Source organism: Pelomonas aquatica, from assembly GCF_026712205.1.
In the GTDB taxonomy this organism is placed as follows: Bacteria; Pseudomonadota; Gammaproteobacteria; order Burkholderiales; family Burkholderiaceae_C; genus Pelomonas; species Pelomonas aquatica.
On sequence record NZ_JAPPUW010000009.1, the window covers coordinates 47,130 to 72,661 of the forward strand.

General features: G+C 67.4%; 28 protein-coding genes, 1 tRNA gene and 1 pseudogene. 8 read left to right on the forward strand and 22 right to left on the reverse strand.

Going from position 1 to position 25,532, the window contains the following annotated elements; all coding sequences use genetic code 11:
• Window position 1: 1 nt before the first annotated feature.
• From nuoF to rpsO, 12 genes and pseudogenes are all read right to left on the reverse strand, one after another.
• Entirely contained in the window at window positions 2–1,354 is a 1,353-nt protein-coding gene (gene nuoF, locus NYP07_RS11210) for an NADH-quinone oxidoreductase subunit NuoF (protein WP_268150387.1), read from the reverse strand.
• An 8-nt stretch (window positions 1,355–1,362) separates the two neighbouring features.
• Entirely contained in the window at window positions 1,363–1,863 is a 501-nt protein-coding gene (locus tag NYP07_RS11215; RefSeq protein WP_268150389.1) for an NADH-quinone oxidoreductase subunit NuoE family protein, read from the reverse strand.
• Window positions 1,860–3,113, reverse strand: coding sequence for an NADH-quinone oxidoreductase subunit D (locus NYP07_RS11220; protein ID WP_268150391.1), 1,254 nt, complete (start codon window positions 3,111–3,113; stop codon window positions 1,860–1,862). The genes NYP07_RS11215 and NYP07_RS11220 overlap by 4 nt, the downstream gene beginning before the upstream one ends.
• Window positions 3,113–3,709, reverse strand: coding sequence for an NADH-quinone oxidoreductase subunit C (locus tag NYP07_RS11225; protein WP_268150393.1), 597 nt, complete (start codon window positions 3,707–3,709; stop codon window positions 3,113–3,115). Before NYP07_RS11225 ends, NYP07_RS11220 begins: the two co-directional genes overlap by 1 nt.
• Window positions 3,710–3,719: 10 nt before the next feature.
• Window positions 3,720–4,196, reverse strand: a complete 477-nt coding sequence (locus tag NYP07_RS11230) for a NuoB/complex I 20 kDa subunit family protein (protein ID WP_046113908.1) — start codon at window positions 4,194–4,196, stop codon at window positions 3,720–3,722.
• 30 nt (window positions 4,197–4,226) lie between these two features.
• Complete coding sequence (locus NYP07_RS11235) at window positions 4,227–4,586, reverse strand: NADH-quinone oxidoreductase subunit A (RefSeq protein WP_268150751.1); 360 nt, start codon at window positions 4,584–4,586, stop codon at window positions 4,227–4,229.
• 220 nt (window positions 4,587–4,806) lie between these two features.
• A tRNA-Leu gene (locus NYP07_RS11240) sits at window positions 4,807–4,891 on the reverse strand.
• A 111-nt stretch (window positions 4,892–5,002) separates the two neighbouring features.
• Window positions 5,003–5,386 (reverse strand): preprotein translocase subunit SecG, encoded by a 384-nt coding sequence (gene secG, locus NYP07_RS11245; protein ID WP_268150401.1) that lies wholly within the window; start codon window positions 5,384–5,386, stop codon window positions 5,003–5,005.
• A gap of 59 nt (window positions 5,387–5,445) precedes the next feature.
• Window positions 5,446–6,189, reverse strand: a complete 744-nt coding sequence (gene tpiA, locus NYP07_RS11250; protein WP_268150403.1) for a triose-phosphate isomerase — start codon at window positions 6,187–6,189, stop codon at window positions 5,446–5,448.
• Between the two features lie 10 nt (window positions 6,190–6,199).
• The gene (locus NYP07_RS11255; protein WP_268150405.1) at window positions 6,200–7,186 is read right to left on the reverse strand and encodes an NAD(P)H-quinone oxidoreductase; all 987 of its coding nucleotides are present in this window, start codon (window positions 7,184–7,186) and stop codon (window positions 6,200–6,202) included.
• Window positions 7,101–9,357 (reverse strand): annotated as a pseudogene (gene pnp, locus NYP07_RS11260) (polyribonucleotide nucleotidyltransferase). The gene NYP07_RS11255 and the pseudogene pnp overlap by 86 nt, the downstream one beginning before the upstream one ends.
• A gap of 211 nt (window positions 9,358–9,568) precedes the next feature.
• Window positions 9,569–9,838, reverse strand: a complete 270-nt coding sequence (gene rpsO / locus NYP07_RS11265; RefSeq protein WP_268150409.1) for a 30S ribosomal protein S15 — start codon at window positions 9,836–9,838, stop codon at window positions 9,569–9,571.
• A gap of 377 nt (window positions 9,839–10,215) precedes the next feature.
• Here rpsO and NYP07_RS11270 point away from each other — a divergent pair, with 377 nt between their 5' ends.
• Entirely contained in the window at window positions 10,216–10,611 is a 396-nt protein-coding gene (locus NYP07_RS11270) for an Hsp20/alpha crystallin family protein (protein WP_268150411.1), read from the forward strand.
• Here NYP07_RS11270 and tsaD read toward each other — a convergent pair.
• From tsaD to uvrB, 9 genes are all read right to left on the reverse strand, one after another.
• A complete protein-coding gene (gene tsaD / locus NYP07_RS11275; RefSeq protein ID WP_268150753.1) occupies window positions 10,608–11,642 on the reverse strand; it encodes a tRNA (adenosine(37)-N6)-threonylcarbamoyltransferase complex transferase subunit TsaD in 1,035 nt (344 codons plus the stop codon). The two genes, NYP07_RS11270 and tsaD, sit on opposite strands and share 4 nt — an antisense overlap.
• 5 nt (window positions 11,643–11,647) lie before the next feature.
• The gene (fdx, locus tag NYP07_RS11280; RefSeq protein WP_268150413.1) at window positions 11,648–11,986 is read right to left on the reverse strand and encodes an ISC system 2Fe-2S type ferredoxin; all 339 of its coding nucleotides are present in this window, start codon (window positions 11,984–11,986) and stop codon (window positions 11,648–11,650) included.
• Between the two features lie 10 nt (window positions 11,987–11,996).
• Window positions 11,997–13,841, reverse strand: a complete 1,845-nt coding sequence (hscA, locus tag NYP07_RS11285) for a Fe-S protein assembly chaperone HscA (protein WP_268150415.1) — start codon at window positions 13,839–13,841, stop codon at window positions 11,997–11,999.
• A 2-nt stretch (window positions 13,842–13,843) separates the two neighbouring features.
• A complete protein-coding gene (hscB, locus tag NYP07_RS11290) occupies window positions 13,844–14,362 on the reverse strand; it encodes a Fe-S protein assembly co-chaperone HscB (RefSeq protein ID WP_268150417.1) in 519 nt (172 codons plus the stop codon).
• A gap of 60 nt (window positions 14,363–14,422) precedes the next feature.
• Window positions 14,423–14,746, reverse strand: coding sequence for an iron-sulfur cluster assembly protein IscA (iscA, locus tag NYP07_RS11295; protein WP_088481289.1), 324 nt, complete (start codon window positions 14,744–14,746; stop codon window positions 14,423–14,425).
• A gap of 1 nt (window position 14,747) precedes the next feature.
• Window positions 14,748–15,134: a Fe-S cluster assembly scaffold IscU gene (gene iscU, locus NYP07_RS11300; protein WP_268150419.1), complete on the reverse strand. Its 387-nt coding sequence runs from the start codon at window positions 15,132–15,134 to the stop codon at window positions 14,748–14,750.
• A 10-nt stretch (window positions 15,135–15,144) separates the two neighbouring features.
• Window positions 15,145–16,365 (reverse strand): IscS subfamily cysteine desulfurase, encoded by a 1,221-nt coding sequence (locus NYP07_RS11305; RefSeq protein ID WP_268150421.1) that lies wholly within the window; start codon window positions 16,363–16,365, stop codon window positions 15,145–15,147.
• A gap of 23 nt (window positions 16,366–16,388) precedes the next feature.
• Window positions 16,389–16,934 carry a Fe-S cluster assembly transcriptional regulator IscR gene (gene iscR / locus NYP07_RS11310; RefSeq protein WP_268150423.1) on the reverse strand — a complete coding sequence of 182 codons (546 nt, stop codon included), beginning with the start codon at window positions 16,932–16,934 and terminating at the stop codon, window positions 16,389–16,391.
• 186 nt (window positions 16,935–17,120) lie between these two features.
• A complete protein-coding gene (gene uvrB, locus NYP07_RS11315; RefSeq protein WP_268150425.1) occupies window positions 17,121–19,250 on the reverse strand; it encodes an excinuclease ABC subunit UvrB in 2,130 nt (709 codons plus the stop codon).
• Between the two features lie 115 nt (window positions 19,251–19,365).
• On the opposite strand from uvrB, the gene NYP07_RS11320 reads away from it, so the two are divergent.
• The 7 genes from NYP07_RS11320 to NYP07_RS11350 all read left to right on the forward strand — a co-directional run bounded on the left by NYP07_RS11320 (window position 19,366) and on the right by NYP07_RS11350 (window position 24,502).
• On the forward strand, window positions 19,366–20,559 hold the full coding sequence (locus NYP07_RS11320) for an amino acid aminotransferase (protein WP_268150427.1): 1,194 nt from the start codon (window positions 19,366–19,368) through the stop codon (window positions 20,557–20,559).
• 121 nt (window positions 20,560–20,680) lie between these two features.
• Window positions 20,681–22,006: a polyhydroxyalkanoate depolymerase gene (locus NYP07_RS11325; protein WP_268150429.1), complete on the forward strand. Its 1,326-nt coding sequence runs from the start codon at window positions 20,681–20,683 to the stop codon at window positions 22,004–22,006.
• Window positions 22,003–22,647, forward strand: a complete 645-nt coding sequence (gene rsxB / locus NYP07_RS11330; protein WP_268150431.1) for an electron transport complex subunit RsxB — start codon at window positions 22,003–22,005, stop codon at window positions 22,645–22,647. The genes NYP07_RS11325 and rsxB overlap by 4 nt, the downstream gene beginning before the upstream one ends.
• A gap of 10 nt (window positions 22,648–22,657) precedes the next feature.
• Window positions 22,658–23,302 (forward strand): endonuclease III, encoded by a 645-nt coding sequence (nth, locus tag NYP07_RS11335; protein WP_268150432.1) that lies wholly within the window; start codon window positions 22,658–22,660, stop codon window positions 23,300–23,302.
• A gap of 14 nt (window positions 23,303–23,316) precedes the next feature.
• On the forward strand, window positions 23,317–23,532 hold the full coding sequence (locus NYP07_RS11340) for a DUF904 domain-containing protein (RefSeq protein ID WP_132570269.1): 216 nt from the start codon (window positions 23,317–23,319) through the stop codon (window positions 23,530–23,532).
• On the forward strand, window positions 23,529–23,828 hold the full coding sequence (locus tag NYP07_RS11345) for a cell division protein ZapA (RefSeq protein ID WP_268150433.1): 300 nt from the start codon (window positions 23,529–23,531) through the stop codon (window positions 23,826–23,828). The genes NYP07_RS11340 and NYP07_RS11345 overlap by 4 nt, the downstream gene beginning before the upstream one ends.
• Before the next feature lie 215 nt (window positions 23,829–24,043).
• On the forward strand, window positions 24,044–24,502 hold the full coding sequence (locus NYP07_RS11350; RefSeq protein WP_268150434.1) for an EVE domain-containing protein: 459 nt from the start codon (window positions 24,044–24,046) through the stop codon (window positions 24,500–24,502).
• Window positions 24,503–24,508: 6 nt separating this feature from the next.
• On the opposite strand, the gene NYP07_RS11355 is transcribed toward NYP07_RS11350, so the two are convergent.
• A complete protein-coding gene (locus tag NYP07_RS11355) occupies window positions 24,509–25,516 on the reverse strand; it encodes a GGDEF domain-containing protein (protein ID WP_268150435.1) in 1,008 nt (335 codons plus the stop codon).
• Window positions 25,517–25,532: the final 16 nt, after the last annotated feature.

The window sequence follows — 25,532 nt, forward strand, 5'->3', positions numbered from 1 at the left end:
CTCAGGTCGGAGCCACCAGGGGCTTCTTGTGTTCAATCAGGTGCACGAACTCGTGCTTGAAGTGCTTGATCATGGCGCGCACGGGCATCGCGGCGGCGTCGCCCAGCGCGCAGATCGTGCGGCCCTGGATGTTGTCGGCCACCGAGTTCAGCAGGTCGATGTCTTCCGCCCTGCCCTCGCCGTGGTAGATGCGCTCCAGCACGCGGTGCATCCAGCCCGTGCCTTCGCGGCAGGGCGTGCACTGGCCGCAGGACTCGTGGGCATAGAAATAGGACAGGCGCAGCAGGCTCTGCACCATGCAGCGCGAGTCGTCGATGACGATGACGGCGCCCGAGCCCAGCATGGAGCCGGCCTTGGCGATGGAGTCATAGTCCATCGTGCAGTTCATCATCACCTCGGCCGGCAGCACCGGGGCGGACGAGCCGCCCGGGATGACGGCCTTGAGCTTGCGGCCCTTGCGGACACCGCCCGCCATCTCGAGCAGTACCGGGAACGGCGTGCCCAGCGGGATCTCGAAGTTGCCGGGCTTCTCGACGTCGCCCGACACCGAGAACAGCTTGGTGCCGCCGTTGTTGGGCTTGCCGATCTCGAGGTAGGCCTGGCCGCCGTTGCGGATGATCCAGGGCACCGCGGCGAAGGTCTCGGTGTTGTTGATGGTCGTCGGCTTGCCGTAGAGGCCGAAGCTGGCCGGGAACGGCGGCTTGAAGCGCGGCTGGCCCTTCTTGCCCTCCAGCGATTCCAGCAACGCGGTTTCCTCGCCGCAGATGTAGGCGCCGAAGCCATGGTGGGCATGCAGCTGGAAGCTGTAGCTGCTGCCCATGATGTTGTCGCCGAGGTAGCCGGCGGCGCGGGCTTCTTCCAGGGCCGCCTCGAAGCGCTCGTAGACCTCGAAGATCTCGCCGTGGATGTAGTTGTAGCCGACCGTGATGCCCATCGCGTAGGCGGCGATGGCCATGCCCTCGATGACCTGATGCGGGTTGAACATCAGGATGTCGCGGTCCTTGCAGGTGCCCGGCTCGCCTTCGTCGGAGTTGCAGACGAGGTATTTCTGGCCCGGGAACTGGCGCGGCATGAAGCTCCACTTCAGGCCGGTCGGGAAGCCGGCGCCGCCGCGACCGCGCAGGGCCGAGGTCTTGACCTCGGCGATGACCTGGTCGGGCGTCAGGCCTCCTTCGTTAGCAGGAATGCCGTCCTTGCCCAGGATCTTGCGCAGGGCCGCGTAGCCGCCACGGGCTTCGTAGTCCTTGATCGACCAGTTCCTGCCGTCCAGGTCCGCATAGATCTGCGGGCTGATGTGGCGGCCGTGGAAGCAGGTCTCGGCGCCGGTGCTTTGGAATTTGGAGAGGTCCAGCATCGTCTTTCTCAGGCCTTGGCAGCGTCAGCGCGCAGCACGTCGACGAGTTCGTCCAGGCGCTCGGTCGTCATGAAGCTGCACATCTGGCGGTCGTTGACGAGCATCACCGGCGAGTCGGCGCAGGCGCCCAGGCACTCGCTCTTCTGCACGGTGAACAGGCCGTCGGCAGTCGTGCCGCCCTGCTCGATGCCGAGCTTGTGGCACAGATGATCCAGCGCCTTCTGGCCGTCGCGCAGCTGGCAGGGCAGGTTGGCGCAGACGTTCAGCTTGAACTTGCCCACCGGCTTCTGGTTGTACATGTTGTAGAAGGTCGTCACCTCGTACACGGCGATGGGCGCCATGCCGAGGTGGGCGGCGATCGCGTCTTCCGCGCCGCGGGACACATGGCCCTCTTCCTGCTGCACGATGGCCAGACAGGCCATGACGGCGGACTGGCGCAGTTCGTAGGGGTACTTGGCGACCTCGCGGTCGAAGCGAGCGCGGGTGGCGTCAGAGAGTTGGTAGCTCATCGGTCGATCTCACCGAAAACAATGTCCATCGTGCCGATGATGGCCACGGCGTCCGCGATCATGTGGCCGCGGCCCATCTCGTCGAGGGCCGCGAGGTGGGGGAAGCCCGGCGCGCGGATCTTCAGGCGATAGGGCTTGTTCGCGCCATCGCTGACCATGTAGATGCCGAACTCGCCCTTGGGGTGCTCGACACCTGCATAGGCCTCGCCCTCGGGCACGTGGAAGCCTTCGGTGAAGAGCTTGAAATGGTGGATCAGCTCTTCCATGTTGGACTTCATGTCCACGCGTGCCGGCGGCGCCACCTTGTGGTTGTCGGTGATGACAGGGCCGGGGTTGGCCTTGAGCCAGGCCACGCACTGCTGAACGATGCGATTGGACTGACGCATTTCCTCGACGCGCACGCAATAGCGGTCGTAGGTGTCGCCATTCGTGCCGACCGGCACGTCGAAGTCCATCTTGGCGTAGACGTCGTAGGGCTGCTTCTTGCGCAGATCCCAGGCAATACCCGAGCCCCGCAGCATCGGGCCGCTGAAGCCGAGGTTGAGCGCGCGCTCGGGCGGCACGACGCCGATGCCGACCGTGCGCTGCTTCCAGATGCGGTTGTCGGTCAGCAGCGTCTCGTAGTCGTCGACGTTCTTCGGGAAGCGGCGGCAGAAGTCCTCGATGAAGTCCAGCAGCGAGCCCTGGCGGTTCTCGTTGAGCTGGGCGATGGTCTTCGCGTTCTTGATCTTGCTGACCTGGTACTGGGGCATGCTGTCCGGCAGGTCGCGGTAGACGCCGCCCGGACGGAAGTAGGCCGCGTGCATGCGCGCGCCCGACACCGCCTCGTACATGTCGAAGATGTCCTCACGCTCCCGGAAGCAGTAGATGAGGATGTTCATCGCACCGCAGTCGATGCCGTGCGCGCCCAGCCACAGCAGGTGGTTCAGGATGCGGGTCAGCTCGTCGAACATCACGCGGATGTACTGCGCGCGGATGGGCACCTCGATGCCCAGCATCTTCTCGATGGCCAGGCAGTAGGCGTGCTCGTTGGCCATCATCGACACGTAGTCGAGGCGGTCCATATAGGGCAGCGACTGGATGAAGGTCTTGCTCTCGGCCAGCTTCTCGGTCGCGCGGTGCAGCAGGCCGATGTGCGGGTCGGCGCGCTGGATGACTTCGCCGTCCAGTTCCAGCACCAGGCGCAGCACGCCGTGGGCGGCCGGGTGCTGGGGGCCGAAGTTCAGCGTGTAGTTCTTGATTTCTGCCATTACAGACCGCCGTACTTGTCTTCGCGGATGATGCGCGGCGTGATCTCGCGCGGCTCGATGGTCACCGGCTGGTAGACCACGCGCTTCTGCTCGGCGTCGTAGCGCATCTCGACATGGCCCGACACCGGGAAGTCCTTGCGCATCGGATGGCCGATGAAGCCGTAGTCCGTCAGGATGCGGCGCAGGTCGTCGTGGCCGTCGAAGATGACGCCATACATGTCGAAGGCCTCGCGCTCGAACCAGTTGGCCGAGTTCCACACCGGCGTGACCGAGGCCACGCAGGGGAAGTCGTCATCGGCGGCGAAGACCTTCAGGCGCAGGCGCCAGTTCTTCGTGATCGACAGCAGGTGGCTGACGGCCGCGTAGCGCGGGCCTTCGTGAGTGCCGTCGCGGTAGCTGCTGTAGTCGACGCCGCAAAGGTCGATCAGCTGCTCGAACTTGAGCTCGGGGTGGTCGCGCAGCGTGGTCGCGACATCGAGGTAGTCGGCAGCGCGCACGGTCAGCGTCAGCTCGCCGAGGGCGTGCTTCAGTTCGACGACGCGCTCGCCGAGGATGGCGCCAATCTGCTGGGCCAGGGTTTCCAGATTCAGGCTCATACCTTGGCGCTCAGCGGGCAATGGTGTTTTCGCGGCGGATCTTGGCCTGCAACTGCAGGATGCCGTAGAGCAGCGCCTCGGCCGTCGGCGGGCAGCCGGGCACATAGACATCCACCGGCACGATGCGGTCGCAGCCGCGCACGACGGAATAGCTGTAGTGGTAGTAGCCGCCGCCGTTGGCGCAGGAGCCCATCGAGAGCACCCAGCGCGGCTCGGCCATCTGGTCGTAGACCTTGCGCAGGGCCGGCGCCATCTTGTTGCACAGCGTGCCGGCCACGATCATCAGGTCGGACTGGCGCGGGCTGGGGCGGAACAGCATGCCGAAGCGGTCGATGTCGTAGCGCGCCGCACCGGCGTGCATCATCTCGACGGCGCAACAGGCCAGGCCGAACGTCATCGGCCACAGCGAGCCCGTCTTGGACCAGTTGATGAGCTTGTCGACCGACGTGGTGACGAAGCCCTCTTTCAAGACGCCTTCAATACCCATTTGGAATTCCCAGCTTGTGTCGGCAGACGCTTATTCCCAATCCAGGGCGCCTTTTTTCCATTCGTAGGCGAAGCCGACGACCAGAATGCCGAGGAAGATCATCATCGCCCAGAAGCCCGTCGCACCGATTTCCTTGAGCGCCACGGCCCAGGGGAACAGGAAGGCAATTTCCAGGTCGAAAAGAATGAACAGAATGGCGACGAGGTAGTAGCGCACGTCGAATTTCATGCGCGCGTCTTCAAACGCCTCGAAGCCGCATTCGTAGGGGGAGTTCTTGGCCTGATCCGGCCGATTGGGACCCAGCAGCGCGCCAAGCACCTGGGGTGCGATCCCGACCACTGCGCCGACCAAGATGAAGAGGATGACGGGCAGGTATTGGTCGAGATTCATTTGGGCCTTCTCGGGTCGTGTCTTCGTCCACAGGGCCTGCGCGAAGCCGGCCACAAAAGCAAACAGGCGCGCCACCAGCGAATCGAATGATTTCGCTCGCGGATCGCGCCCGCCTTGAACCTTGCATTGCTCGCCCCAACTCTGGATCGGGCCGACCTCTGCGACAGGCCGCTCCGGCCGACTCCCGCGCCAAGCGCAGCGGGAATGCTAGCCTATGTTCTGGTGCCGTCGGCGAGACTCGAACTCGCACAGCTTTCGCCACTACCCCCTCAAGATAGCGTGTCTACCAATTTCACCACGACGGCTGGTACTCGAATATGCCTGGCAACCGGGGAGGGTTTGCTTGCCAGACAGCCTCGCATTCTATACCGGATTCAAGTGACATCCGGCGAAGAAGCGCGGCTTTTGGTCGGGCCTCAGTTCGCGGCAGCCGAAGCTGCAGCGGATGCCGCCGGCGCAACGATGGCACCGGGAATCGCGGCGGCACCCGAAGCGGCCGGGGTCGGTGCGACGACCGCGGCGCGGTCCAGCACGCTGTCGGCACCATTCGATGCCGAGCTGCGGCCGTTGGACAGGAAGGCCAGGCCCAGCGTGCAGCCGAAGAACAGCGTGGCCGCGACGGCCGTGCTGCGCGACAGGAAGTTGGCGCTGCCGGTGGCGCCGAACAGGCTGCCCGAGGCGCCGCTGCCGAAGGAGGCACCCATGTCGGCGCCCTTGCCGTGCTGCACCAGCACCAGACCGATGATCGCCAGGGCCGAGAGCAACTGAACGATCAGCACCAGATTCGCGAAGAACTGCATTCCAAACACTCCATCAATACTCGGTGGCGCCCCGCCCCGCTGGCAGGCGCCGGGAAAACTCAGTGGGCCGCAGCCCGGCAGATCGCGGCGAAGTCGGCCGCCTTCAGCGAGGCGCCGCCGATCAGGCCGCCGTCGATGTCGGGCTGGCCGAACAGCTCGGCCGCGTTGTCGGCCTTGACGCTGCCGCCGTATAGGAGGCGCATGACGGCCGAGCGGTCGGTCGCCGCATGCAGCTGGGCGCGCAGCACCGCGTGCACGGCCTGCGCCTCGGCCGGCGTGGCGGTCAGGCCGGTGCCGATGGCCCAGACGGGCTCGTAGGCCACGACCATCTCGCCGCAGCAGTGGCCCAGCGTGTGGATGACGGCGGCCAGCTGGCGCTTGACGACGGCTTCGGTCTGGCCGGCCTCGCGCTCGGCGCGGGTCTCGCCCACGCAGACGATGGGCGTCACGCCATGGGCCAGCGCGGCCTTGGCCTTGTCGGCGACGAGCTGGTCGCTCTCCGCGTGATAGGCCCGGCGCTCGGAGTGGCCGACGATGGCGTAGCGGCAGCCGATGTCGTGCAGCATGGCCGACGACACCTCGCCCGTGTAGGCCCCCTGCTCGTGCGCGGAGCAGTCCTGCGAGCCGTAGGCGATGGCCGTGCCGGTCAGCGCGAGGGCCGTCTCGGCGATGTAGGGGAAAGGCACGCAGACGGCGACGTCGGCATTCCAGGGGCCGGCCTCCTTCAGGCCGGCGAGCAGTTGGGCATTGGCAGCGCGGCTGCCGTGCATCTTCCAGTTGCCCACGACGAGTTTCTTTCTCATCTCGACTCCGTCACCAGGTCAGCACGATCTTGCCGATGTGCTGGTTGGATTCCATCAGTGCGTGCGCCTCGGCCGCGTTGGCGGCGGGCAGCTCGCGGTAAATGACCGGCTTGATCCGGCCGGCCTCGATCAGCGGCCAGACCTTGTCGCGCAGCGACTGCGCCACGGCGGCCTTGAAGGCCGTCGAGCGCGGGCGCAGCGTCGAGCCGGTGATCGTCAGCCGCTTGCGCAGCACGAGGCCGGCATCGACCTCCGACTTCACGCCGCCCTGCACGGCGATCAGCGCCAGGCGGCCATCCTCGGCCAGCACCTGCACGCCGCGGCCGATGTAGTCGCCGGCCACCATGTCCAGGATCACGTCGACACCGCGCCCGCCCGTGGCGGCCTTGGCCTCGGCGACGAAATCCTGTTCGCGGTAGTTGATCGCGACATCGGCGCCCAGCGCCTTGCAGGCCTCGGCCTTGTCGGCGCCGCCCACCGTCACCAGCACGCGGGCACCCATCGCCCTGGCCATCTGGATGGCCGTCACGCCGATGCCGCTGGAGCCGCCGTGGATCAGCAGCGTCTCGCCGGCCTTCAGGCCGACGCGGTCGAACACATTGGCCCAGACGGTGAAGCAGGTTTCCGGCAGCGTGGCCGCCTGCGTCAGGGTCCAGCCCTTGGGCACCGGCAGGCATTGGCCGATGGGCGCCGTGCACAGCTCGGCATAGCCGCCGCCGTTGACCAGCGCGCAGACCTCGTCGCCCAGCTTGAAACCATGCGCAGCCAGGGCCTGGTCATCACCGGCGACGATTTCGCCGGCGACCTCCAGCCCGGGCAGCTCACTCGCACCCGGCGGCGGCGGGTAGGCGCCCTTGCGTTGCAGCACGTCCGGCCGGTTGATGCCGGACGCTGCAACACGGATCAGGCACTCACCCGGGCCCGTGACCGGATCCGGCCGCTCGGCCAGTTCCAGCACTTCGGGCCCGCCGGGGCGGGTGATCGCGACGGCTTTCATCGCCTGGCCGATTACTCCGCGGCGGGCGCCGTCGTCTCGGCGGCAGGCGCCGGGGCGGCTTCGCGAGGCTGCTGCTCAGGGCGGTCGATCAGCGCCTTCATGGACAGCTTGATGCGGCCCTTCTCATCGGTCTCGAGCACCTTGACCTTGACGACCTGACCTTCCTGCAGGAAGTCGGTCACCTTCTCGACGCGCTGGTGGGCGATCTGGCTGATGTGCAGCAGGCCGTCCTTGCCGGGCAGCAGGTTCACCAGGGCACCGAAGTCCAGGATCTTGACGATCGGGCCTTCGTAGATCTTGCCGACCTCGACCTCGGCCGTGATCTCGGCGATGCGCTTCTTGGCCATCTCGGCCTTCTCGGCATCGGTCGACGCGATGGTGATGGTGCCGTCTTCGCCGATGTCGATGGTCGTGCCGGTCTCTTCGGTCAGTGCGCGGATGGTGGCGCCGCCCTTGCCGATGACGTCGCGGATCTTCTCCGGGTTGATCTTCATCGTGTACAGGCGCGGGGCGAACTGCGACACCTCGGTGTTGGCACCGCTCATGGCCTCGACCATCTTGCCCAGGATGTGCAGGCGGGCTTCCTTGGCCTGCGCCAGCGCGACCTGCATGATTTCCTTGGTGATGCCCTGGATCTTGATGTCCATCTGCAGGGCGGTGATGCCGGTCGTCGTGCCGGCCACCTTGAAGTCCATGTCGCCAAGGTGGTCCTCGTCACCCAGGATGTCGGTCAGCACGGCGAAGCGGTTGGCGTCCTTGATCAGGCCCATGGCGATGCCGGCCACGTGGGCCTTCATCGGCACGCCGGCATCCATCAGCGCCAGGCAGCCGCCGCAGACCGAAGCCATCGACGAGGAGCCGTTGGACTCGGTGATCTCGGAGACGACGCGCAGCGAGTAGGGGAAGTCTTCCTTGCTCGGCAGTGCGGCGATCAGCGCGCGCTTGGCCAGGCGGCCATGGCCGATTTCGCGGCGCTTCGGCGAGCCCACACGACCCGTCTCGCCGGTGGCGAAGGGGGGCATGTTGTAGTGCATCATGAAGCGGTCTTCGAACTCGCCGTCCAGCGCGTCGATGCGCTGCGCGTCGCGGTCCGTGCCCAGCGTCGCGACGACCAGGGCCTGGGTCTCGCCGCGCGTGAACAGCGCCGAGCCGTGGGTGCGCGGCAGGATGCCGTTGCGGATCTCGATGGGGCGCACGGTGCGGGTGTCGCGGCCGTCGATGCGCGGCTCGCCGGCCAGGATCTGGCTGCGGACGATGCGGGCTTCGATCTCGAACAGCAGACCTTCGACCTCGACCTTGTCGAACGACAGGCCTTCGGCGGTCAGTGCGGCAAAGACGTTCGCGGAAGCGGCGCGGCAGGCCTGCGTGCGGGCCTGCTTGGAACGGATCTGGTAGGCGGAGCGCAGAGCCGGCTCGGCCAGGCCGTTGACCTTGGCGATGAAGGCCTCGTCCTTGGCGGGCGCGGTCCAGTTCCAGGCCGGCTTGCCTGCTTGCTTGACCAGCTCGTTGATCGCGGCGATGGCGACATTGCCCTGCTCATGGCCGTAGACCACGGCGCCCAGCATGACCTCTTCCGACAGGCCCGAGGCCTCGGACTCGACCATCAGCACGGCGGCTTGCGTGCCGGCGACGACCAGGTCCATCTGGCTGTTGGCCAGCTCGGACTTGCTCGGGTTCAGCAGGTACTCGCCGTTGACATAGCCCACGCGAGCGGCGCCGATCGGGCCATTGAACGGGATGCCGGACACGGCCAGCGCGGCGGACGTGCCGATCATGGCGGCGATGTCGGCCTGCACCTCGGGGTTCAGGCTGACGACGTGCACGACGACCTGGACTTCGTTGAAGAAGCCTTCGGGGAACAGCGGGCGGATCGGGCGGTCGATCAGGCGGCTGGTCAGCGTCTCGTGCTCGCTCGGGCGGCCTTCACGCTTGAAGAAGCTGCCGGGGATCTTGCCGGCGGCATAGGTCTTCTCGAGGTAGTCGACGGTCAGCGGGAAGAAGTCCTGGCCGGCCTTGGCCTCGGTCTTGGCGACCACGGTGGCCAGCACGACGGTGCCTTCGATGTTGACGAGGACGGCGCCGCTGGACTGGCGGGCGATCTCGCCCGTTTCCAGCACGACGTTGTGGCGGCCCCATTGGAAGGACTGGGTGACCTTGTTGAACATGGACATGCTCATCTCCTGGTTGTTGTGGACGCGCTCATCGGCGTCCGGGGGAACCGGGAACGAGGCTGGGTTTGGTCCAGATGCCATTCCAGGGCGGCTCGGCGAGGAGCCGTCTTGGAATGATCCGCGACCACGTCAGCTTGGTTCCTGGGTAGAAAGACAAAGAGCCTGTGCTGGGCTTGATGGACCAGACAGGCTCCTTGCGGGATTCAGCTGCTTACTTGCGCAGGCCGAGCTTCTGGATCAGCGCGACGTAGCGGGCCGAGTCCACGCGCTTCAGGTAGGCCAGCAGGCTCTTGCGGGTGTTGACCATCTTCAGCAGACCGCGGCGGCCGTGGTGGTCCTTGGCGTGCAGCTTGAAGTGGGGGGTCAGCTCGTTGATGCGAGCGGTCAGCAGGGCGACTTGGACTTCCGGGCTGCCGGTGTCGTTGGCGCTGCGGGCATTGGCCTTGACGATTTCGGCCTTGTTCAGATCGGCGACGGACATTTTGTTTTCCAAAAAGGTTTCGGAAGTCCGGCCGGGCGAGCACAACTGCTGGTGCCGCCGCAGACGGTTTCCGGGGTTGACTTGCGGACACGAGGGAAACCACCCCGAGCCGTGCTATGCGTTCTGCACCGTGAAGCGCAAAACCTCCGGATTCTAGCCGAAAGCAGGAATGCGACCCAACCAGCCCAGGCCAAGCGGGCGGACATGCGGCCGGTCACCCGGGCTTTCAAGGGCCGCAGGCGCCCTGCCCTGCAAATGCGTGACTTCTCTTCATCGGCGCGCAAACAGCTCTTGAAGCGCCCCGGCGCCGCCCTATTTCCCGGTCATCGGGTGCTGCTCCCGACTGGTTCAGCAGCGCAAACCAACGGAGTTCCATCATGTTCTACCTGACCCACCCCCGCCATGTCGCCCGCGTGCTGCGCCAGTTCGATGCCGACAGCGATGCGGCCCGCACGCCCGCGCTGGACGTCAGCGAGGACGACAAGGGCTACCACGTCACCGTGGACATGCCGGGCGTCGCCAAGGAGGCCGTCAAGGTCCGCGTCGAAGGCCGCCGCGTGCACATCGAGACCGCCGCCGAAGAAGCCGCCGCGCCGACCGACGGCTCGCGCCTGCTTTACCGCGAACGCCGCGCGGCGCGCTACGCCCGCAGCTTCTCACTGCCCGTCGAGATCGACCCGGGGCAATCGCAGGCCCGCTTCGAGAACGGCGTGCTGACGCTGGACCTGGGCAAGCGCGTCGCCGACAACGGCGGCCAGCTGACCGTCAACTAAGCGGCGGTCAAGTCCCAGCGCGGGCGGACCTCGAAGCCGCCGTCCTGCCGCGGCCGGGCCATGCCGCGCTGCAGGCGCAGCGCGGCGGCCATCGCGATCATGGCGCCGTTGTCGGTGCACAGCGACAGCTCCGGATAGTGCACGCGCACGCCCCGCTTGGCGCAGACGGCGTTCAGCTGCTCGCGCAGCCTGGCGTTCGCGCCCACGCCGCCGGCGACGACGAGGCGCTTCAGGCCCGTTTCCTTCAACGCCAGCAGCGACTTCTTCACCAGCACGTCGACGATGGCCGCCTGCGTCGACGCGGCCAGGTCAGCCTTGGTCTGCTCGCAGGGAGATTCGCCGATCTTCTTCACCTGCGTCAGCACAGCCGTCTTCAGGCCGGCGAAGCTGAAGTCCGGCTTGCCGCTGTGCAGCAGCGGGCGCGGCAGCTCGAAGGCCTCCGGGTTGCCGAACTCGGCCATGCGCGCCAGATGTGGGCCGCCCGGGTAAGGCAGGCCCAGCAGCTTGGCGCTCTTGTCGAAGGCCTCGCCGGCCGCGTCGTCGATGGTCTCGCCGAGGATCTCGTAACGGCCCATGTCGTCCACGCGCATCAGCTGCGTGTGGCCGCCGCTGACCAGCAGCGCGACGAAGGGAAACTGCGGCGGGTCGACCGACAGGAAGGGCGACAGCAGATGCCCTTCGAGGTGATGGATGGGCAGCGCCGGCACGTCCAGCGCGGCGGCCAGCGACACGGCCACGCCGGCGCCCACGAGCAGCGCGCCCGCGAGGCCGGGGCCTTGCGTGTAGGCGACGAGGTTCACGTCATGCAGCGCCAGGCCTGCCTGCGACAGCACCTCGCGCGTCAGCGGCAACACGCGGCGCACATGGTCGCGCGAGGCCAGCTCGGGCACGACGCCGCCGTAGGCCTGATGCATGCTGATCTGGCTGTGCAGCGCCTGGGCCACCAGCCTCGGCGGCTGGTCGCCGTCGACCTCGACGAGCGCAACCCCGGTCTCGTCGCAGGACGACTCGAAACCGAAGACACGCTGGATGGCACTCACTTGCCTTCCTTGGCGTGATTGATCGAGTACTTGGGAATCTCGATCGTCACGTCCTGCTGGCGCAGCAGCGCTTGGCAGGACAGCCGCGAATCCGGCTCCAGGCCCCAGGCGCGGTCCAGCATGTCCTCCTCGTCCTCCTCCATCTCGGACAGGGAGCGGCCGCCCTGGCGCACGATGACGTGGCAGGTCGTGCAGGCGCAGACCTGGTCGCAGGCGTGCTCGATGTCGACATGGTTGGCCAGCAGCGCCTCGCAAATCGACGTGCCGGGTTCGGCGGTCACCGTCCTGCCCTCGGGGCAGTATTCGGCGTGCGGGAGGATGGTGATGACGGGCATGGTGTGAGTCTCAGAGCTGGCTGACATCGCGGCCCGTCAGGGCGCGGGCGATGGAGCGGTTCATGCGTTCGGCGGCGAAGCCTTCGGTGGCCTCGGCCAGCGCTTTCACGGCGGCGTCGATGGCGTCGGCATCGCCGTCCATCCGCGCCAGCGCCGCCAGCCGGGCTTCGAGCGCTTCGCGCTCGGCCTCGGGCAGCAGGTCGCCATCGGCCGCGAGCGCGCTGTGGGTCGCGAGGACCATGCGCTCGGCCTCCACCTTGGCCTCGCGCAGCTTGCGCGCGGCCATGTCGGCGTCGGCACTGGCGAAACCATCCTTCAGCATGCCGGCGATCTGGTCGTCGGACAGGCCGTAGCTGGGCTTGACGGTGATGGCCGCCTGCGCGCCGGAGGTCAGCTCCTCGGCGGACACGCTGAGCAGCCCGTCCGCATCGACCTGGAAGCTGACACGGATGCGCGCCGCGCCGGCGGCCATCGGCGGGATGCCGCGCAGCTCGAAGCGCGCCAGCGAACGGCATTCGCTGACCAGCTCGCGCTCGCCCTGCACGACGTGGATGGCCATGGCGGTCTGGCCGTCCTTGAAGGTCGTGAAGTCCTGGGCCTTGGCGACGGGGATGGTCGAGTTGCGCTCGATGACGCGCTCGACCAGGCCGCCCATGGTTTCCAGACCCAGTGACAGCGGGATCACGTCCAGCAACAGGATCTCGCCATCGGCGGCGTTGCCGGCGAGCTGGTTGGCCTGGATGGCGGCGCCGAGAGCGACGACCTCGTCCGGGTTCAGATTGGTCAAGACCTCGCGGCCGAACAGCTCACCGACGGCGCGGCGCACGATGGGCATGCGCGTCGAGCCGCCGACCATGACCGTGCCCTGCACGTCCGCAGCCTTGACCTTGGCGTCGCGCAGCACGCGCTTCACGGACGACAGCGTCTTGGCGATCAGAGGCTGGGCCAGTGCCTCGAATTGCGCACGCGTGACCGTCACGCGCAGTTCGCCGGCATCCAGCGCGGCGACGAGTTCGGCCGCATCGGCGTCCGACAGCGCCTCCTTGGCCGCACGCGCGGCGACGAGCACGGCACGTTTGTCGTGAGCGGACTCGACGGCGCGGCAGCCCAGCGCCCAGTCGGCCAGCGCACGGTCGAAGTCGTCGCCACCCAGGGCCGCATCGCCGCCGGTCGCCACGACCTCGAAGACGCCGCGCGTCAGGCGCAGCAGCGAGATGTCGAAGGTGCCGCCGCCCAGGTCGTAGACCGCATAGAGGCCTTCGCTGGCGTTGTCCAGGCCGTAGGCAATGGCCGCGGCCGTGGGCTCGTTGATGAGGCGCAGCACCTTCAGGCCGGCCAGCTCGGCGGCATCCTTGGTGGCCTGACGCTGGGCGTCGTCGAAATAGGCCGGCACGGTGATGACGGCGCCGAACAGGTCGTCGACGAAGCTGTCCTCGGCGCGGAAGCGCAGCGTCGCCAGGATCTCGGCCGACACCTCGACGGGGCTCTTCGCGCCGTCACGCGTCGCGAGGGCCAGCATGCCGGGGCGGTCCTCGAAGCGGTAGGGCAGGCGCTCGCGGTTGGCCACGTCGGCCACGGCGCGGCCCATGAAGCGCTTGACCGAGACGATGGTGTTCTCGGGGTCTTCGGCCTGGGCTGCCAGAGCGTCGGCGCCGATCTGGCGGCGGCCTTCGGGCAGATAGCGCACGGCCGACGGCAGGATCACGCGCCCCAGCCCGTCGGGCAGGCATTCGGCCACGCCGTGGCGCACGGCGGCGACGAGGGAATGCGTCGTGCCGAGGTCGATGCCGACGGCGATGCGGCGCTGGTGCGGGTCGGGCGACGCGCCGGGTTCGGAAATCTGGAGAAGTGCCATGGTCAGGCGTCGAGCGCGGCGAGGCGCTGGTCGATATCGGTGCGGAAACGCTGGATGAACATCAGCGCCCTCACCTGCGCGGCGGCGGCCGGCGCGTCGTGGTTGTCATCGAGCAGGCGCTGGGCCTGGGCCAGCGCGGCGGCCTCGGCCTGTGCCGCATCGTCGTCGAGAGCTTCGAGCGCGGACTCGTCGCCCGCGTCGTCCAGCGCCTCGCGCCATTCCATCTGCTGCATCAGGAAGGCTGCGGGCATGGCCGTGTTGTTCTCGGCCTGCACCGGCGCGCCGCGCAGCCCGCACAGATAGGCCGCCCGCTTGAGCGGATCCTTCAGGCGCTGGTAGGCCTCGTTGACGCGCATGGCCCATTGCATGGCCACGCGCTGGGCGGCGGCGCCTTCAGCGGCGAAGCGGTCGGGATGGACCTCGGCCTGCAGCGCCTTCCAGCGCGCGTCGATGTCGGCGCGCGACTGTGCCTGGGTTTCAGGCAGGCCGAAGAGCTGGAAGTCGTTGTCGGTCAGTCGCATGCTGCGGCGAGAAAGTAAAAAGCGCGGCCAATGCCGCGCTCAGCCAGAACCCTGCCCTTGTCAGACACGGAAGGATTCGCCGCAGCCGCAGCGATCCTTCTCGCGCGGGTTGCGGAACTTGAAGCCTTCGTTCAGGCCTTCGCGCACGAAGTCCAGCTCGGTGCCGTCGAGGTAGGGCAGGCTCTTGGGGTCGATCAGGATCTTGACCTCGTGGCCCTCGAAGACGACGTCCTCGGGCGCGACCTCGTCGGCGTATTCGAGCTTGTAGGCCAGGCCCGAGCAGCCCGTCGTCTTGACGCCCAGGCGCACGCCGACGCCCTTGCCGCGCTTGGCGATGTAGCGCTTCACATGGCGGGCAGCAGCCTCGGTCAGGGTCACCGACATATCAATTCGCGTGCTTGGCGCGGTAGTCGTCCACGGCGGCCTTGATGGCGTCCTCGGCCAGGATGGAGCAGTGGATCTTGACCGGCGGCAGCGCCAGTTCCTCGGCGATCTGCGTGTTCTTGATCGTCAGCGCTTCGTCCAGGCTCTTGCCCTTGACCCATTCGGTCACGAGGGAGCTGGAGGCGATGGCCGAGCCGCAGCCATAGGTCTTGAACTTGGCGTCCTCGATGAGGCCGGTCGCCGGGTTGACCTTGATCTGCAGCTTCATCACGTCGCCGCAGGCCGGGGCGCCGACCATGCCGGTGCCGACGTCCTCGTCGCCGTTTTCAAACTTGCCGACGTTGCGGGGGTTCTCGTAGTGGTCGACGACCTTTTCGCTGTATGCCATGGTGTTCTCCTCAGTGGGCGGCCCACTGGATGGTGCTCAGGTCCACGCCGTCCTTGTACATGTCCCACAGCGGGGACAGCTCGCGCAGCTTGGCGACGCGGTCGGTCAGCACGCTGACGGCGTAGGCTATCTCTTCCTCGGTCGTGAAGCGGCCGATGGTCATGCGCAGCGAGCTGTGGGCCAGTTCGTCGCTGCGGCCCAGTGCGCGCAGCACATAGCTGGGCTCCAGGCTGGCCGAGGTGCAGGCCGAGCCGGACGACACCGCCAGGCCCTTCACGCCCATGATGAGCGACTCGCCCTCGACGTAGTTGAACGAGATGTTCAGGTTGTGCGGCACGCGCTGTTCGAGGTCGCCGTTGATGAAGGTCTGCTCGATGCCCGACAGGCCCTGGATCAGCCGGTTGTGCAGCACGCGAATGCGCTCGTTCTCGGTGCCCATCTCCTCGCGGGCGATGCGGAAGGCCTCGCCCATGCCGACGATCTGGTGCACGGGCAGCGTGCCCGAGCGCATGCCGCGCTCATGGCCGCCACCGTGCATCTGCGCCTCCAGGCGCACGCGCGGCTTGCGGCGCACGTAGAGCGCGCCGATGCCCTTGGGGCCATAGGTCTTGTGCGAGGCCAGGCTCATCAGGTCGATGGGCAGTTGGGCCATGTCGATCTCGACCTTGCCGGTGGCCTGGGCCGCGTCGACGTGGAAGATGATGCCGCGCTCGCGGCAGATATTGCCCAGCGCGACCACGTCCTGGATGACGCCGATCTCGTTGTTGACGTACATGACCGAGGCCAGGATGGTGTCCGGGCGCAACGCGGCCTTGAAGGCTTCCAGGTCGACGAGGCCGTTCTCCAGCACATCGAGATAGCTCACGTCGAAGCCCTGGCGCTCCAGCTCGCGCATCGTGTCGAGCACGGCCTTGTGCTCGGTCTTCACGGTGATGAGGTGCTTGCCGCGGGTCTTGTAGAACTGGGCGGCGCCCTTCAGTGCCAAGTTATTGGACTCGGTGGCGCCCGAGGTCCAGACGATCTCGCGCGGGTCGGCGCCGATCAGCTCGGCCACCTGCGTGCGCGCCTTCTCGACCGCCTCTTCCGCCTCCCAGCCCCAGGCGTGGCTGCGCGACGCCGGGTTGCCGAAGTGCTCGCGCAGCCAGGGGATCATCGCGTCCACCACGCGGGGGTCGCACGGCGTCGTCGCGCCGTAGTCGAGGTAGATCGGGAAATGCGGGGTCATGTCCATGGAACGACTACTTTTGAGTTCTGTTACTTGCTGAACGCGCCGCTGAGATTTCCACCCAGGGCGAACACGGAGTTCGGCGCCGTCACGCGGATGGGCTTGAGCACCGGCTGGCTGGAGATGGCGCGCTTGACCGGCGCCGCCTCGACCTCGAAGCCCTTGGCCAGCTGCTCGTCGGCGAGCTTGCGCAGGGACACGGAGTCGAGGTACTCGATCATCTTGGCGTTCAGATTGGTCCAGAGTTCATGGGTGATGCAGCGGCCGCTGTCCTCGCCCATGCAGTTTTCCTTGCCGCCGCAGCCGGTGGCGTCCAGCGCCTCGTCCACGGCGACGATGATGTCGGCGACGGTGATGTTCTCGGCCTTGCGGCCGAGGGAGTAGCCACCGCCCGGGCCACGGGTACTTTCCACCAATTCGTGGCGGCGCAGCTTGCCGAACAGCTGCTCCAGGTAGGAGAGCGAAATCTGCTGCCTTTGGCTGATCGCCGCCAGGGCCACGGGGCCGGTATTCTCGCGCAGCGCCAGGTCCAACATCGCGGTGACGGCAAACCGGCCTTTGGTGGTGAGACGCATACAAAACTCCTTTGCGAGATGCCCGGACACGATTTGTCCAGGCCAAATGATTTGGGGTTAACCCGGGATGACCGGGACAATAGCCGACTGAATCATTTCCGATTATTTTACTCGACTAATCGCGCGAGTCCCAGGGGCGCCGGGTAGCCCCAGGCATCGGCGGGTTTTAGCTGCGGCGCTGCAGCATCAGCGCGCTGCCCCGCCCTTGCGGGCGCTGTCCAGCGGCACGATGTTGTCATGCACGCGCGCACCGAAGGCCTGCTCGCGCAGCTGCGCCAACTGGTCGCGCAGCCGGGCCGCCTGCTCGAACTCCAGGTTGCGGGCGTGTTCCAGCATCTGCTTTTCGAGCTGGGCCATGCGCTTGGCCAGATCCTTCTCCGACAGGTCCTCGACCTGGGCGGCGGCCAGCAGCTTCGCGTCGTCGCGGCCGGCCTCTTCGGAATAGACGCCGTCGATGAGGTCCTTGATGCGCTTTTGCACGCTGCGCGGCGTGATGCCGTGCTCCTCGTTGAAGGCGATCTGCCTGGCGCGGCGGCGCTCGGTCTCGCCGATGGCCTTGCGCATGGATTCGGTGATGCGGTCCGCATACAGGATGGCCTTGCCGTTCAGGTTGCGGGCCGCCCGGCCGATGGTCTGGATCAGGCTGCGCTCGGCGCGCAGAAAGCCTTCCTTGTCGGCGTCCAGGATCGCGACCAGCGACACCTCGGGGATATCCAGGCCTTCGCGCAGCAGGTTGATGCCCACCAGCACGTCGAACGCGCCCAGGCGCAGGTCGCGCAGGATCTCCACGCGCTCGACCGTGTCCACGTCGGAGTGCAGGTAGCGCACCTTGGCGCCGTTGTCGCTGAGGTAGTCGGTCAGCTGCTCGGCCATGCGCTTGGTCAGCGTCGTGATCAGCACGCGCTCGTTGGCCTCGACGCGCAGGCGGATCTCCTGCAGCACGTCGTCGACCTGGTGGGTGGCGGGGCGCACCTCCACGATGGGGTCGACCAGACCCGTCGGCCGCACGACCTGCTCGACCACCTGGCCGGCGTTGTCCTGCTCGTACTGGGCCGGCGTGGCCGACACGAAGATGGCCTGGCGCATCTTGCGTTCGAACTCGGCGAACTTCAGCGGCCGGTTGTCCAGCGCCGATGGCAGCCGGAAGCCGTACTCGACCAGCGTCGTCTTGCGCGCCCGGTCGCCGTTGTACATGCCGCCGAACTGGCCGATCAGCACATGGCTCTCGTCCAGGAACATGAGGGCGTCCTTGGGCAGGTAGTCCACCAGCGTCGGCGGCGGGTCGCCCGGCTCGGCGCCGGACAGGTGGCGCGTGTAGTTCTCGATGCCCTTGCAGTGGCCCACCTCCTGCAGCATCTCCAGGTCGAAGCGCGTGCGCTGCTCGATGCGCTGGGCCTCGACGAGCTTGCCCTCCTTGACGAAGAAGCCGACGCGCTCGCGCAGCTCTTCCTTGATCGCCTCGGCGGCGGCCAGCACGCGGTCGCGCGGCGTGACGTAATGGCTGCTGGGGTAGACCGTGAAGCGCGGGATCTTCTGGCGGATCTGGCCGGTCAGCGGGTCGAACAGGGCCAGGCCGTCGATCTCGTCGTCGAACAGCTCGATGCGGATGGCCAGCTCGGAGTGCTCGGCCGGGAACACGTCGATGGTGTCGCCGCGCACGCGGAAATGCCCACGCACGAACTCCATCTCGTTGCGCGTGTACTGCATGCGGATCAGGTGGGCGATGACGTCGCGCTGGCCCATCTTGTCGCCCACGCGCAGCGTCATCACCATCTGGTGGTAGTCGCTGGGGTTGCCGATGCCGTAGATGGCCGAGACCGACGCGACGATGACCACGTCGCGCCGCTCCAGCAGGCTCTTGGTGCAGGACAGGCGCAGCTGCTCGATGTGCTCGTTGATGGCGCTGTCCTTCTCGATGAAGAGGTCGCGCTGCGGCACATAGGCCTCAGGCTGGTAGTAGTCGTAGTAGCTGACGAAATACTCGACCGCGTTGTTCGGGAAGAAATCGCGGAACTCGCTGTAGAGCTGCGCGGCCAGCGTCTTGTTGGGCGCAAAGACGATGGCCGGCCGGCCCAGGCGGGCGATGACATTGGCCATCGTGAAGGTCTTGCCCGAGCCGGTCACGCCCAGCAGCGTCTGGTAGCTCAGGCCGTCGTTGACGCCTTCCACCAGTTGGGCGATGGCCGTCGGCTGATCCCCCGCCGGCGGGAAAGGCTGGAACAGCTGGAACGGCGAGCCTTCGAAGCTGACGAATTCGCCCTTGCGCTCCTCAATGTCGCCCACGGGGGCTGGAATGGCGTTCAAGGCTTCTTGCATGGGGGATTCCCTGGGTTCACGGGCAAAATTGCTGCCCTGCGCAATCCGTCAGCTTAAGCGCACCGCCCAGCTGACCGCGTTCCCCTGCTGCCAACGCCCTTTCAGGAATCCCGCCATGTCCCAGTCGCTTTTCGCCGATGTCGCCCTTGCTCCCCGTGATCCCATCCTCGGCCTGAACGAGCAGTTCAATGCCGACACCCGCCCGGGCAAGGTCAACCTCGGCGTCGGCGTCTACTACGACGAGAACGGCAAGCTGCCGCTGCTGAAATGCGTGCGCGAAGCCGAAGCCGCGATGGCCGCCGCCCCCAAGCCGCGCGGCTACCTGCCCATCGACGGCATCGCCGCCTACGACAAGGCCGTGCAGAAGCTGGTCTTCGGCGCCGAGCTGAAGAACGTGGCCACCGTGCAGGCCCTGGGCGGTACCGGCGCGCTGAAGATCGGCGCCGACTTCCTGAAGCATGTCAGCCCCGGTGCCAAGGTACTGATCTCCGACCCGAGCTGGGAAAACCACCGCGCGCTGTTCACGCAGGCCGGCTTCACGGTCGAGACCTACCCCTACTACGACGCCGCCAACAAGGGCGTCAACTTCGACGGCATGCTGGCCGCGCTGAACGCCGCCCCGGCCGGCACCGTCGTCGTGCTACACGCCTGCTGCCACAACCCGACCGGCTACGACATCTCGGCCGCGCAATGGGCCCAGGTCGTCGCCACGGTCAAGGCCAAAGGCCTGACGCCCTTCCTGGACATGGCCTACCAGGGCTTCGGCTTCGGCCTGAAGGAGGACGGCGAGGCGGTGCGCCAGTTCCTCGCCGCCGGCCTGGGCTTCTTCGTGTCCACCAGCTTCTCCAAGAGCTTCTCGCTGTACGGCGAACGCGTCGGCGCGCTGAGCGTCGTCTGCACCGGCGACGAAGAAGCCGTGCGCGTGCTGTCGCAGCTGAAGATCATGATCCGCACCAACTACTCCAACCCGCCGACGCATGGCGCCCAGGTCGTCGCCCAGGTGCTGGCCGACGACGGGCTGCGCGGCCTGTGGGAAGAGGAACTGGCCGGCATGCGCGTGCGCATCAAGGCCATGCGCTCGGCGCTGGTCGCCGCGCTGAAGGCCGCCGGCGTCACGCAGGACCTCGGCTTCGTGACCGAGCAGCTCGGCATGTTCAGCTACTCGGGCCTGTCGGCCACGCAGATGCAGCGGCTGCGCAGCGAGTTCGGCGTCTACGGCGTGGACTCGGGCCGCATCTGCGTGGCGGCGTTGAACGAAGGCAATCTGCCCACCGTCGCCGCGGCGATGGCGGCCGTCATCAAGGGCTGAAACGCGGCTTTGAAGTGCGCAGGATTGGCGGTTTGACCGCCAATCCCATGCTGCGCCGCACAACCAAGAAAGCGTTTTCTGGCACCATCGCCGCATCCCGGTCCCCAGTACAAGGCTTGCCATGCTGTATCAGTTCTTCGAAACCCAGCGCGCACTGCTCAGCCCCTTCTCCGAGTTCGCCGCCGCATCGGCCAAGCTCTACAGCCATCCGCTGTCGCCGTTCGCGCACACGCCGATGTCGCAGCGCCTGTCCGCCGGCCTGGACCTGATGCACCGCCTGGCCAAGGACTACGAGAAGCCCGAGTTCGAGATCAAGTCGGTCGAGGTCGACGGCGTCGACGTCGCCGTGCAGGAACTGGTGGCGCTTGAAAAACCCTTCTGCCGGCTGCTGCGCTTCAAGCGCTACACCGACGACTCCAAGGTGCTGGCCAAGATGAAGGACCAGCCCACCGTGCTGGTCGTGGCGCCGCTGTCCGGCCACCACAGCACGCTGCTGCGCGAGACCGTCAAGCAGCTGCTGAAGGACCACAAGGTCTACGTCACCGACTGGACCGACGCCCGCATGGTGCCGCTTGAAGTGGGCCCCTTCCACCTGGACGACTACATCCACTACGTGCAGGAGTTCATCCGCCACGTCGGCGGCGCGGACTGCCATGTGATGTCCGTCTGCCAGCCCACGGTGCCCGTGCTGGCCGCCATCTCGCTGATGGCCAGCGCCGGCGAGCCCACGCCGCGCAGCATGACGATGATGGGCGGCCCCATCGACGCCCGCAAGAGCCCGACGGCCGTCAACAACCTGGCGATGAACCGCAGCTTCAACTGGTTCGAGAACAACGTCATCTACCGTGTGCCGACCAACTTCCCCGGCGCCGGCCGCGAGGTCTACCCGGGCTTCCTGCAGCACACCGGCTTCGTCGCGATGAACCCGGACCGCCACCTGTCCTCGCACTACGACTACTTCCTCGACCTGGTGCGCGGCGACGACGACAGTGCCGAGGCCCACCGCCGCTTCTACGACGAATACAACGCCGTGCTGGACATGCCGGCCGAGTATTACCTCGACACCATCAAGACGGTGTTCCAGGACTTCGCGCTGGTGAACGGCACCTGGCAAGTGGACGGCGCCTTCGTGCGCCCGCAGGACATCACGACGACGGCCCTGCTGACCGTCGAGGGCGAGCTGGACGACATCTCCGGCGCCGGCCAGACCCGCGCCGCCCACGACCTCTGCGCCGGCGTGCCCAAGGCCCACCAGTACCACTACGACGCCATCGGCGCGGGCCATTACGGCATCTTCTCGGGTCGCCGCTGGCGCGAGAAGGTCTACCCCGAGGTGCGCGACTTCATCGCCAAATACGAGGCCGCGCCGCTGAAGAAGACGCCCAAGGCCGCGCCGCTCAAGGCCGTCGCCAAGCCTGCCGCCAGGCGCAGCCGACGCGCCGCGTGAACCTCGCGGCCCGCATCGACGCCGCGCTGCCGCAGACCCAATGCACCCGCTGCGGCTACCCGGACTGCCGCCGCTACGCCGACGCCATTGCGGCCGGTGAGGCCGACATCAACCAATGCCCGCCCGGCGGCGCCGAGGGCGTGGCCCGCCTGGCCGCCCTCACCGGCCGGCCCGCGCTGCCGCTGAACCCCGCCAATGGCGTCGAAGCCACGCGCGGCGTCGCCGTCATCGACGAGGCCTGGTGCATCGGCTGCACGCTGTGCATCAAGGCCTGCCCGGCGGACTGTATCGTCGGTGCGCCGAAGGCCATGCACGTCGTCGTCGCGGCCCAGTGCACCGGCTGCGAGCTCTGCGTGCCGGCCTGCCCGATCGACTGCATCTCCATGCCCGAGGTCACGACGACCACCGGCTGGGCCGCCTGGAGCCTGCCCCAGGCCGACGAGGCCCGCGAGCGCTACGCCTTCCGCCAGTTCCGCCGCCACCGCGAGGCCGAGGAAAACGAGGCCCGGCTGATGGCCAAGGCCGAAGCCAAGCTGGCCGACCTGCCCGCGGCGTCGGCCATCACCGACCCGGCCCAGCTCTCCGCCAAGCGCGCCGTCATCGAGGCCGCGCTCGCCCGCGCGCGGGCCAAACGGACATGACAATGCCGGCATGAACGCCGCGCAGATCGAACGCTTCTTCGCCACTCTGAAGGCCGCCAACCCGGCGCCGCAGACCGAGCTGGAGTTTTCCAGCGTCTTCGAGTTGTTGACGGCCGTGCTGCTGTCGGCCCAGGCCACCGACGTCGGCGTGAACAAGGCGACGAAGCGCCTGTTCGCCGTCGCCAACACGCCGGCGCAGATCCTGGCGCTCGGCACCGAGGGGCTGGAGAGCCACATCAAGACCATCGGCCTGTATCGCAGCAAGGCCAGGCATCTGCTGCAGACCTGCCGGATCCTGATCGACCGGCATGGCGGCGAGGTGCCGCGCTCGCGCGAGGCGCTGGAGGCCCTGCCCGGCGTCGGCCGCAAGACCGCCAACGTCGTGCTCAACGTCGCCTTCGGCGAGCCGACGATGGCCGTCGACACCCACATCTTCCGCGTCGGCAACCGCACCGGCCTCGCGCCGGGCAAGACGCCGTTGGCCGTCGAACTCGGGCTGCTCAAGCGCGTGCCGGCGGCTTATCTCGTCGATGCCCACCACTGGCTGATCCTGCACGGCCGCTATGTCTGCCAGGCGCGCAAGCCGCTGTGCAGCGCCTGCGCCGTCGCCGACGAGTGCGACCACGGCCGGCAACTAAAATCGGCGGCCGCCTGACCCCGAGCCCATCCATGGCCAGCCTGACCGACCTGACCGACCGCGTGGAGCGCCTGCTCCTTCGCCACGACGAAATCCTGCGCACCAACCTGCTGCTGCAGGTGCAGCTCACCGCCATCACGCAGGAGCGCGACAGCCTGCGCTCGCGCCTGAACGCCGCGCGCGCCCGCGTCGAGGCGCTGCTGGAGCGCCTGCCGGCCGAGACGCCGAAGGAAGAAGAACAGCCATGAAGCAGATGGAAGTGACCATCATGGGCCAGAGCTATCTGCTCGGCTGCCCGGAAGGCGGCGAGGCCGCCCTGACCGCGGCCGTGGGCCAGGTGGACCGCGAAATGAGCGCCATCCGCGACGCCGGCAAGGTCAAGGCGCGCGAGCGCATCGCCGTGCTGGCCGCACTGAACCTGGCCTACCAGCTCGCCGAGGCGCCGCGCGAGGCCCCGGCGCTGCCGGCCATGGGCGGCCCCGACATGGATGCCCTCATCAAGCGCCTGGACGAAGCCCTCGGGCACGACGGGCAGCTGCTCTGAAACCGTAGAATCCGCCCGTCCATCGCTTTCCTCTGGGGCTTTAATTTCCTTCATCCGATGCTCTATGAGCAAGGGCTTGGAAAATTCCGGACGGGCGTGATCGTCTCGCGTCAGATGAACCCGAAGTCCGGCTGACCTCGCCCACCTGATTACCCCTGGGTGTTCAGGATCTCGGCCCCCAGGATTGCGGTGGACACCTCCTTTAGCATCAGGCCATGAACTACTGGCTGATGAAGTCCGAGCCCGGCGAGGCCTCCATCCTCGACCTGCAGCGCGCCGGCACCCTGCCCTGGACGGGCGTTCGCAACTACCAGGCGCGCAACTTCATGCGCGACGACATGCAGATGGGCGACGGCGTGCTTTTCTATCACTCGTCCTGCCCTGAGCCCGGCATTGCCGGCCTCGCCGAGGTCTGCAGCCCGGCTTACCCGGATGCGACGCAGTTCGACCCGGCCAGCCACTACTTCGATGCCAAGTCCAGGCCGGAGGCGCCGCGCTGGCTGCATGTCGACGTGCGCTGGCGCGAGACCACGCGGCTGCTGGGCCTGAAGGAGATGCGCGAGGCGCCGGAACTCGCGTCCATGCGGGTGCTGGAGAAGGGCAGCCGGCTGTCGATCACGCCGGTCACGCCGGCAGAATGGCAGGCGGTGCTGAAGCGGCTGCACGCCGCCTGACAACTTTCAGCCGAAGGCGATCGACGCCAGCACGACCTGGTTGCCGCCGCGGCGCTGGGCCTCGTGCACGGCGCTTTCACTGGCCGTCATCAGCTCGTCCTGGCGCGAGGCCGTGTGCGGGAAGCTGGACACGCCCATCGAGATCGACAGGCCCAGGTCCTGGCCGTTCAGCACGACAATCTGCGCCGCGCACTGCCGGCGTAATTGCTCCATGCGCGCATGCGCCGTCGCCAGGCCGACGCCCGACAGCAGCACGGCGAAGCGCTGCGGCCCGATACGGCAGGCCGAGTCCATCGCCCGCGTGTTGGCACGCAGCATGCGGCCCATGCCTTCGAGCAGGCGCTGCTGGGCTTCGTCGCCCAGGCCGGTGACGGACTGGGTCACATCCAGCGCGATGACGACGAGGGCGAACTCGCGGTGCTCGCGCGTGGACAGGTCGATCTCGCGCAGCAGCTGGTCGTCGAACTGCGGGCGCATATAGAGGCCGGAGGCGTCGTCGCGGCCCGAGCCCTGCTGCAGTTCGCGGCGGATTTGCTCGATGGCGTTCTGCTGCTGCTCGATCTGCGCCAGCGCGCGCTGCAGATGGGCCTCGCGGTGGCGCTCCTCGGTGCGCTCATGCCAGACCGACAGCAGGAAATCCTGGCCCAGGGCCAGGCGCGTCACGCCGAACTCGCGGCGGCGGCCGTTGATCTCCAGCTTGTGCTCGCTGACGACCGGATGGCGCTGGGCCATGACGGTCTGCTCGACACGGCGCAGCGCGGTCGTCTCGTCGGCCCTCAGCAACTCGGCATCCGTGTGACCGACAACGGCCGCGCACTCGAACATCTCCGCCAGTCCAGCGCTCGCAAACAGATAGCGGCCGCTGGATACCGCCTTGATCGCCGCCTGGCTGCCCAGGGGCTCGATCAGCGCCACCAGGCCTTCGAGCGTCTCTCCTCCGAGTTCTGCATGAGCGGCCAGCCATTGGGCCAGGCTGCCGGGCTGCGGCTGCATCGCGGTCGGGGCGACAGTCATGGGCATGAAATCGTTT

Coding starts and splice junctions, on each gene's coding strand:
- iscR (WP_268150423.1), bottom strand. CDS start 16,934: ATGCGTCTCACCACCAAAGGCCGGTTTGCCGTCACCGCGATGTTGGAC.
- NYP07_RS11220 (WP_268150391.1), bottom strand. CDS start 3,113: ATGGCAGAAATCAAGAACTACACGCTGAACTTCGGCCCCCAGCACCCG.
- NYP07_RS11305 (WP_268150421.1), bottom strand. CDS start 16,365: ATGGACATGACCCCGCATTTCCCGATCTACCTCGACTACGGCGCGACG.
- rpsO (WP_268150409.1), bottom strand. CDS start 9,838: ATGTCCGTCGCCGATCTGAACAAGGCCGAAATCGTCAAGGCCAATGCC.
- NYP07_RS11270 (WP_268150411.1), top strand. CDS start 10,216: ATGTTCTACCTGACCCACCCCCGCCATGTCGCCCGCGTGCTGCGCCAG.
- NYP07_RS11215 (WP_268150389.1), bottom strand. CDS start 1,863: ATGAGCTACCAACTCTCTGACGCCACCCGCGCTCGCTTCGACCGCGAG.
- iscU (WP_268150419.1), bottom strand. CDS start 15,134: ATGGCATACAGCGAAAAGGTCGTCGACCACTACGAGAACCCCCGCAAC.
- nth (WP_268150432.1), top strand. CDS start 22,658: ATGAACGCCGCGCAGATCGAACGCTTCTTCGCCACTCTGAAGGCCGCC.
- fdx (WP_268150413.1), bottom strand. CDS start 11,986: ATGCCCGTCATCACCATCCTCCCGCACGCCGAATACTGCCCCGAGGGC.
- hscA (WP_268150415.1), bottom strand. CDS start 13,841: ATGGCACTTCTCCAGATTTCCGAACCCGGCGCGTCGCCCGACCCGCAC.
- NYP07_RS11340 (WP_132570269.1), top strand. CDS start 23,317: ATGGCCAGCCTGACCGACCTGACCGACCGCGTGGAGCGCCTGCTCCTT.
- NYP07_RS11345 (WP_268150433.1), top strand. CDS start 23,529: ATGAAGCAGATGGAAGTGACCATCATGGGCCAGAGCTATCTGCTCGGC.
- secG (WP_268150401.1), bottom strand. CDS start 5,386: ATGCAGTTCTTCGCGAATCTGGTGCTGATCGTTCAGTTGCTCTCGGCC.
- hscB (WP_268150417.1), bottom strand. CDS start 14,362: ATGCGACTGACCGACAACGACTTCCAGCTCTTCGGCCTGCCTGAAACC.
- NYP07_RS11320 (WP_268150427.1), top strand. CDS start 19,366: ATGTCCCAGTCGCTTTTCGCCGATGTCGCCCTTGCTCCCCGTGATCCC.
- uvrB (WP_268150425.1), bottom strand. CDS start 19,250: ATGCAAGAAGCCTTGAACGCCATTCCAGCCCCCGTGGGCGACATTGAG.
- NYP07_RS11350 (WP_268150434.1), top strand. CDS start 24,044: ATGAACTACTGGCTGATGAAGTCCGAGCCCGGCGAGGCCTCCATCCTC.
- NYP07_RS11355 (WP_268150435.1), bottom strand. CDS start 25,516: ATGACTGTCGCCCCGACCGCGATGCAGCCGCAGCCCGGCAGCCTGGCC.
- NYP07_RS11235 (WP_268150751.1), bottom strand. CDS start 4,586: ATGAATCTCGACCAATACCTGCCCGTCATCCTCTTCATCTTGGTCGGC.
- iscA (WP_088481289.1), bottom strand. CDS start 14,746: ATGTCGGTGACCCTGACCGAGGCTGCTGCCCGCCATGTGAAGCGCTAC.
- NYP07_RS11230 (WP_046113908.1), bottom strand. CDS start 4,196: ATGGGTATTGAAGGCGTCTTGAAAGAGGGCTTCGTCACCACGTCGGTC.
- NYP07_RS11255 (WP_268150405.1), bottom strand. CDS start 7,186: ATGAAAGCCGTCGCGATCACCCGCCCCGGCGGGCCCGAAGTGCTGGAA.
- NYP07_RS11225 (WP_268150393.1), bottom strand. CDS start 3,709: ATGAGCCTGAATCTGGAAACCCTGGCCCAGCAGATTGGCGCCATCCTC.
- tpiA (WP_268150403.1), bottom strand. CDS start 6,189: ATGAGAAAGAAACTCGTCGTGGGCAACTGGAAGATGCACGGCAGCCGC.
- NYP07_RS11325 (WP_268150429.1), top strand. CDS start 20,681: ATGCTGTATCAGTTCTTCGAAACCCAGCGCGCACTGCTCAGCCCCTTC.
- nuoF (WP_268150387.1), bottom strand. CDS start 1,354: ATGCTGGACCTCTCCAAATTCCAAAGCACCGGCGCCGAGACCTGCTTC.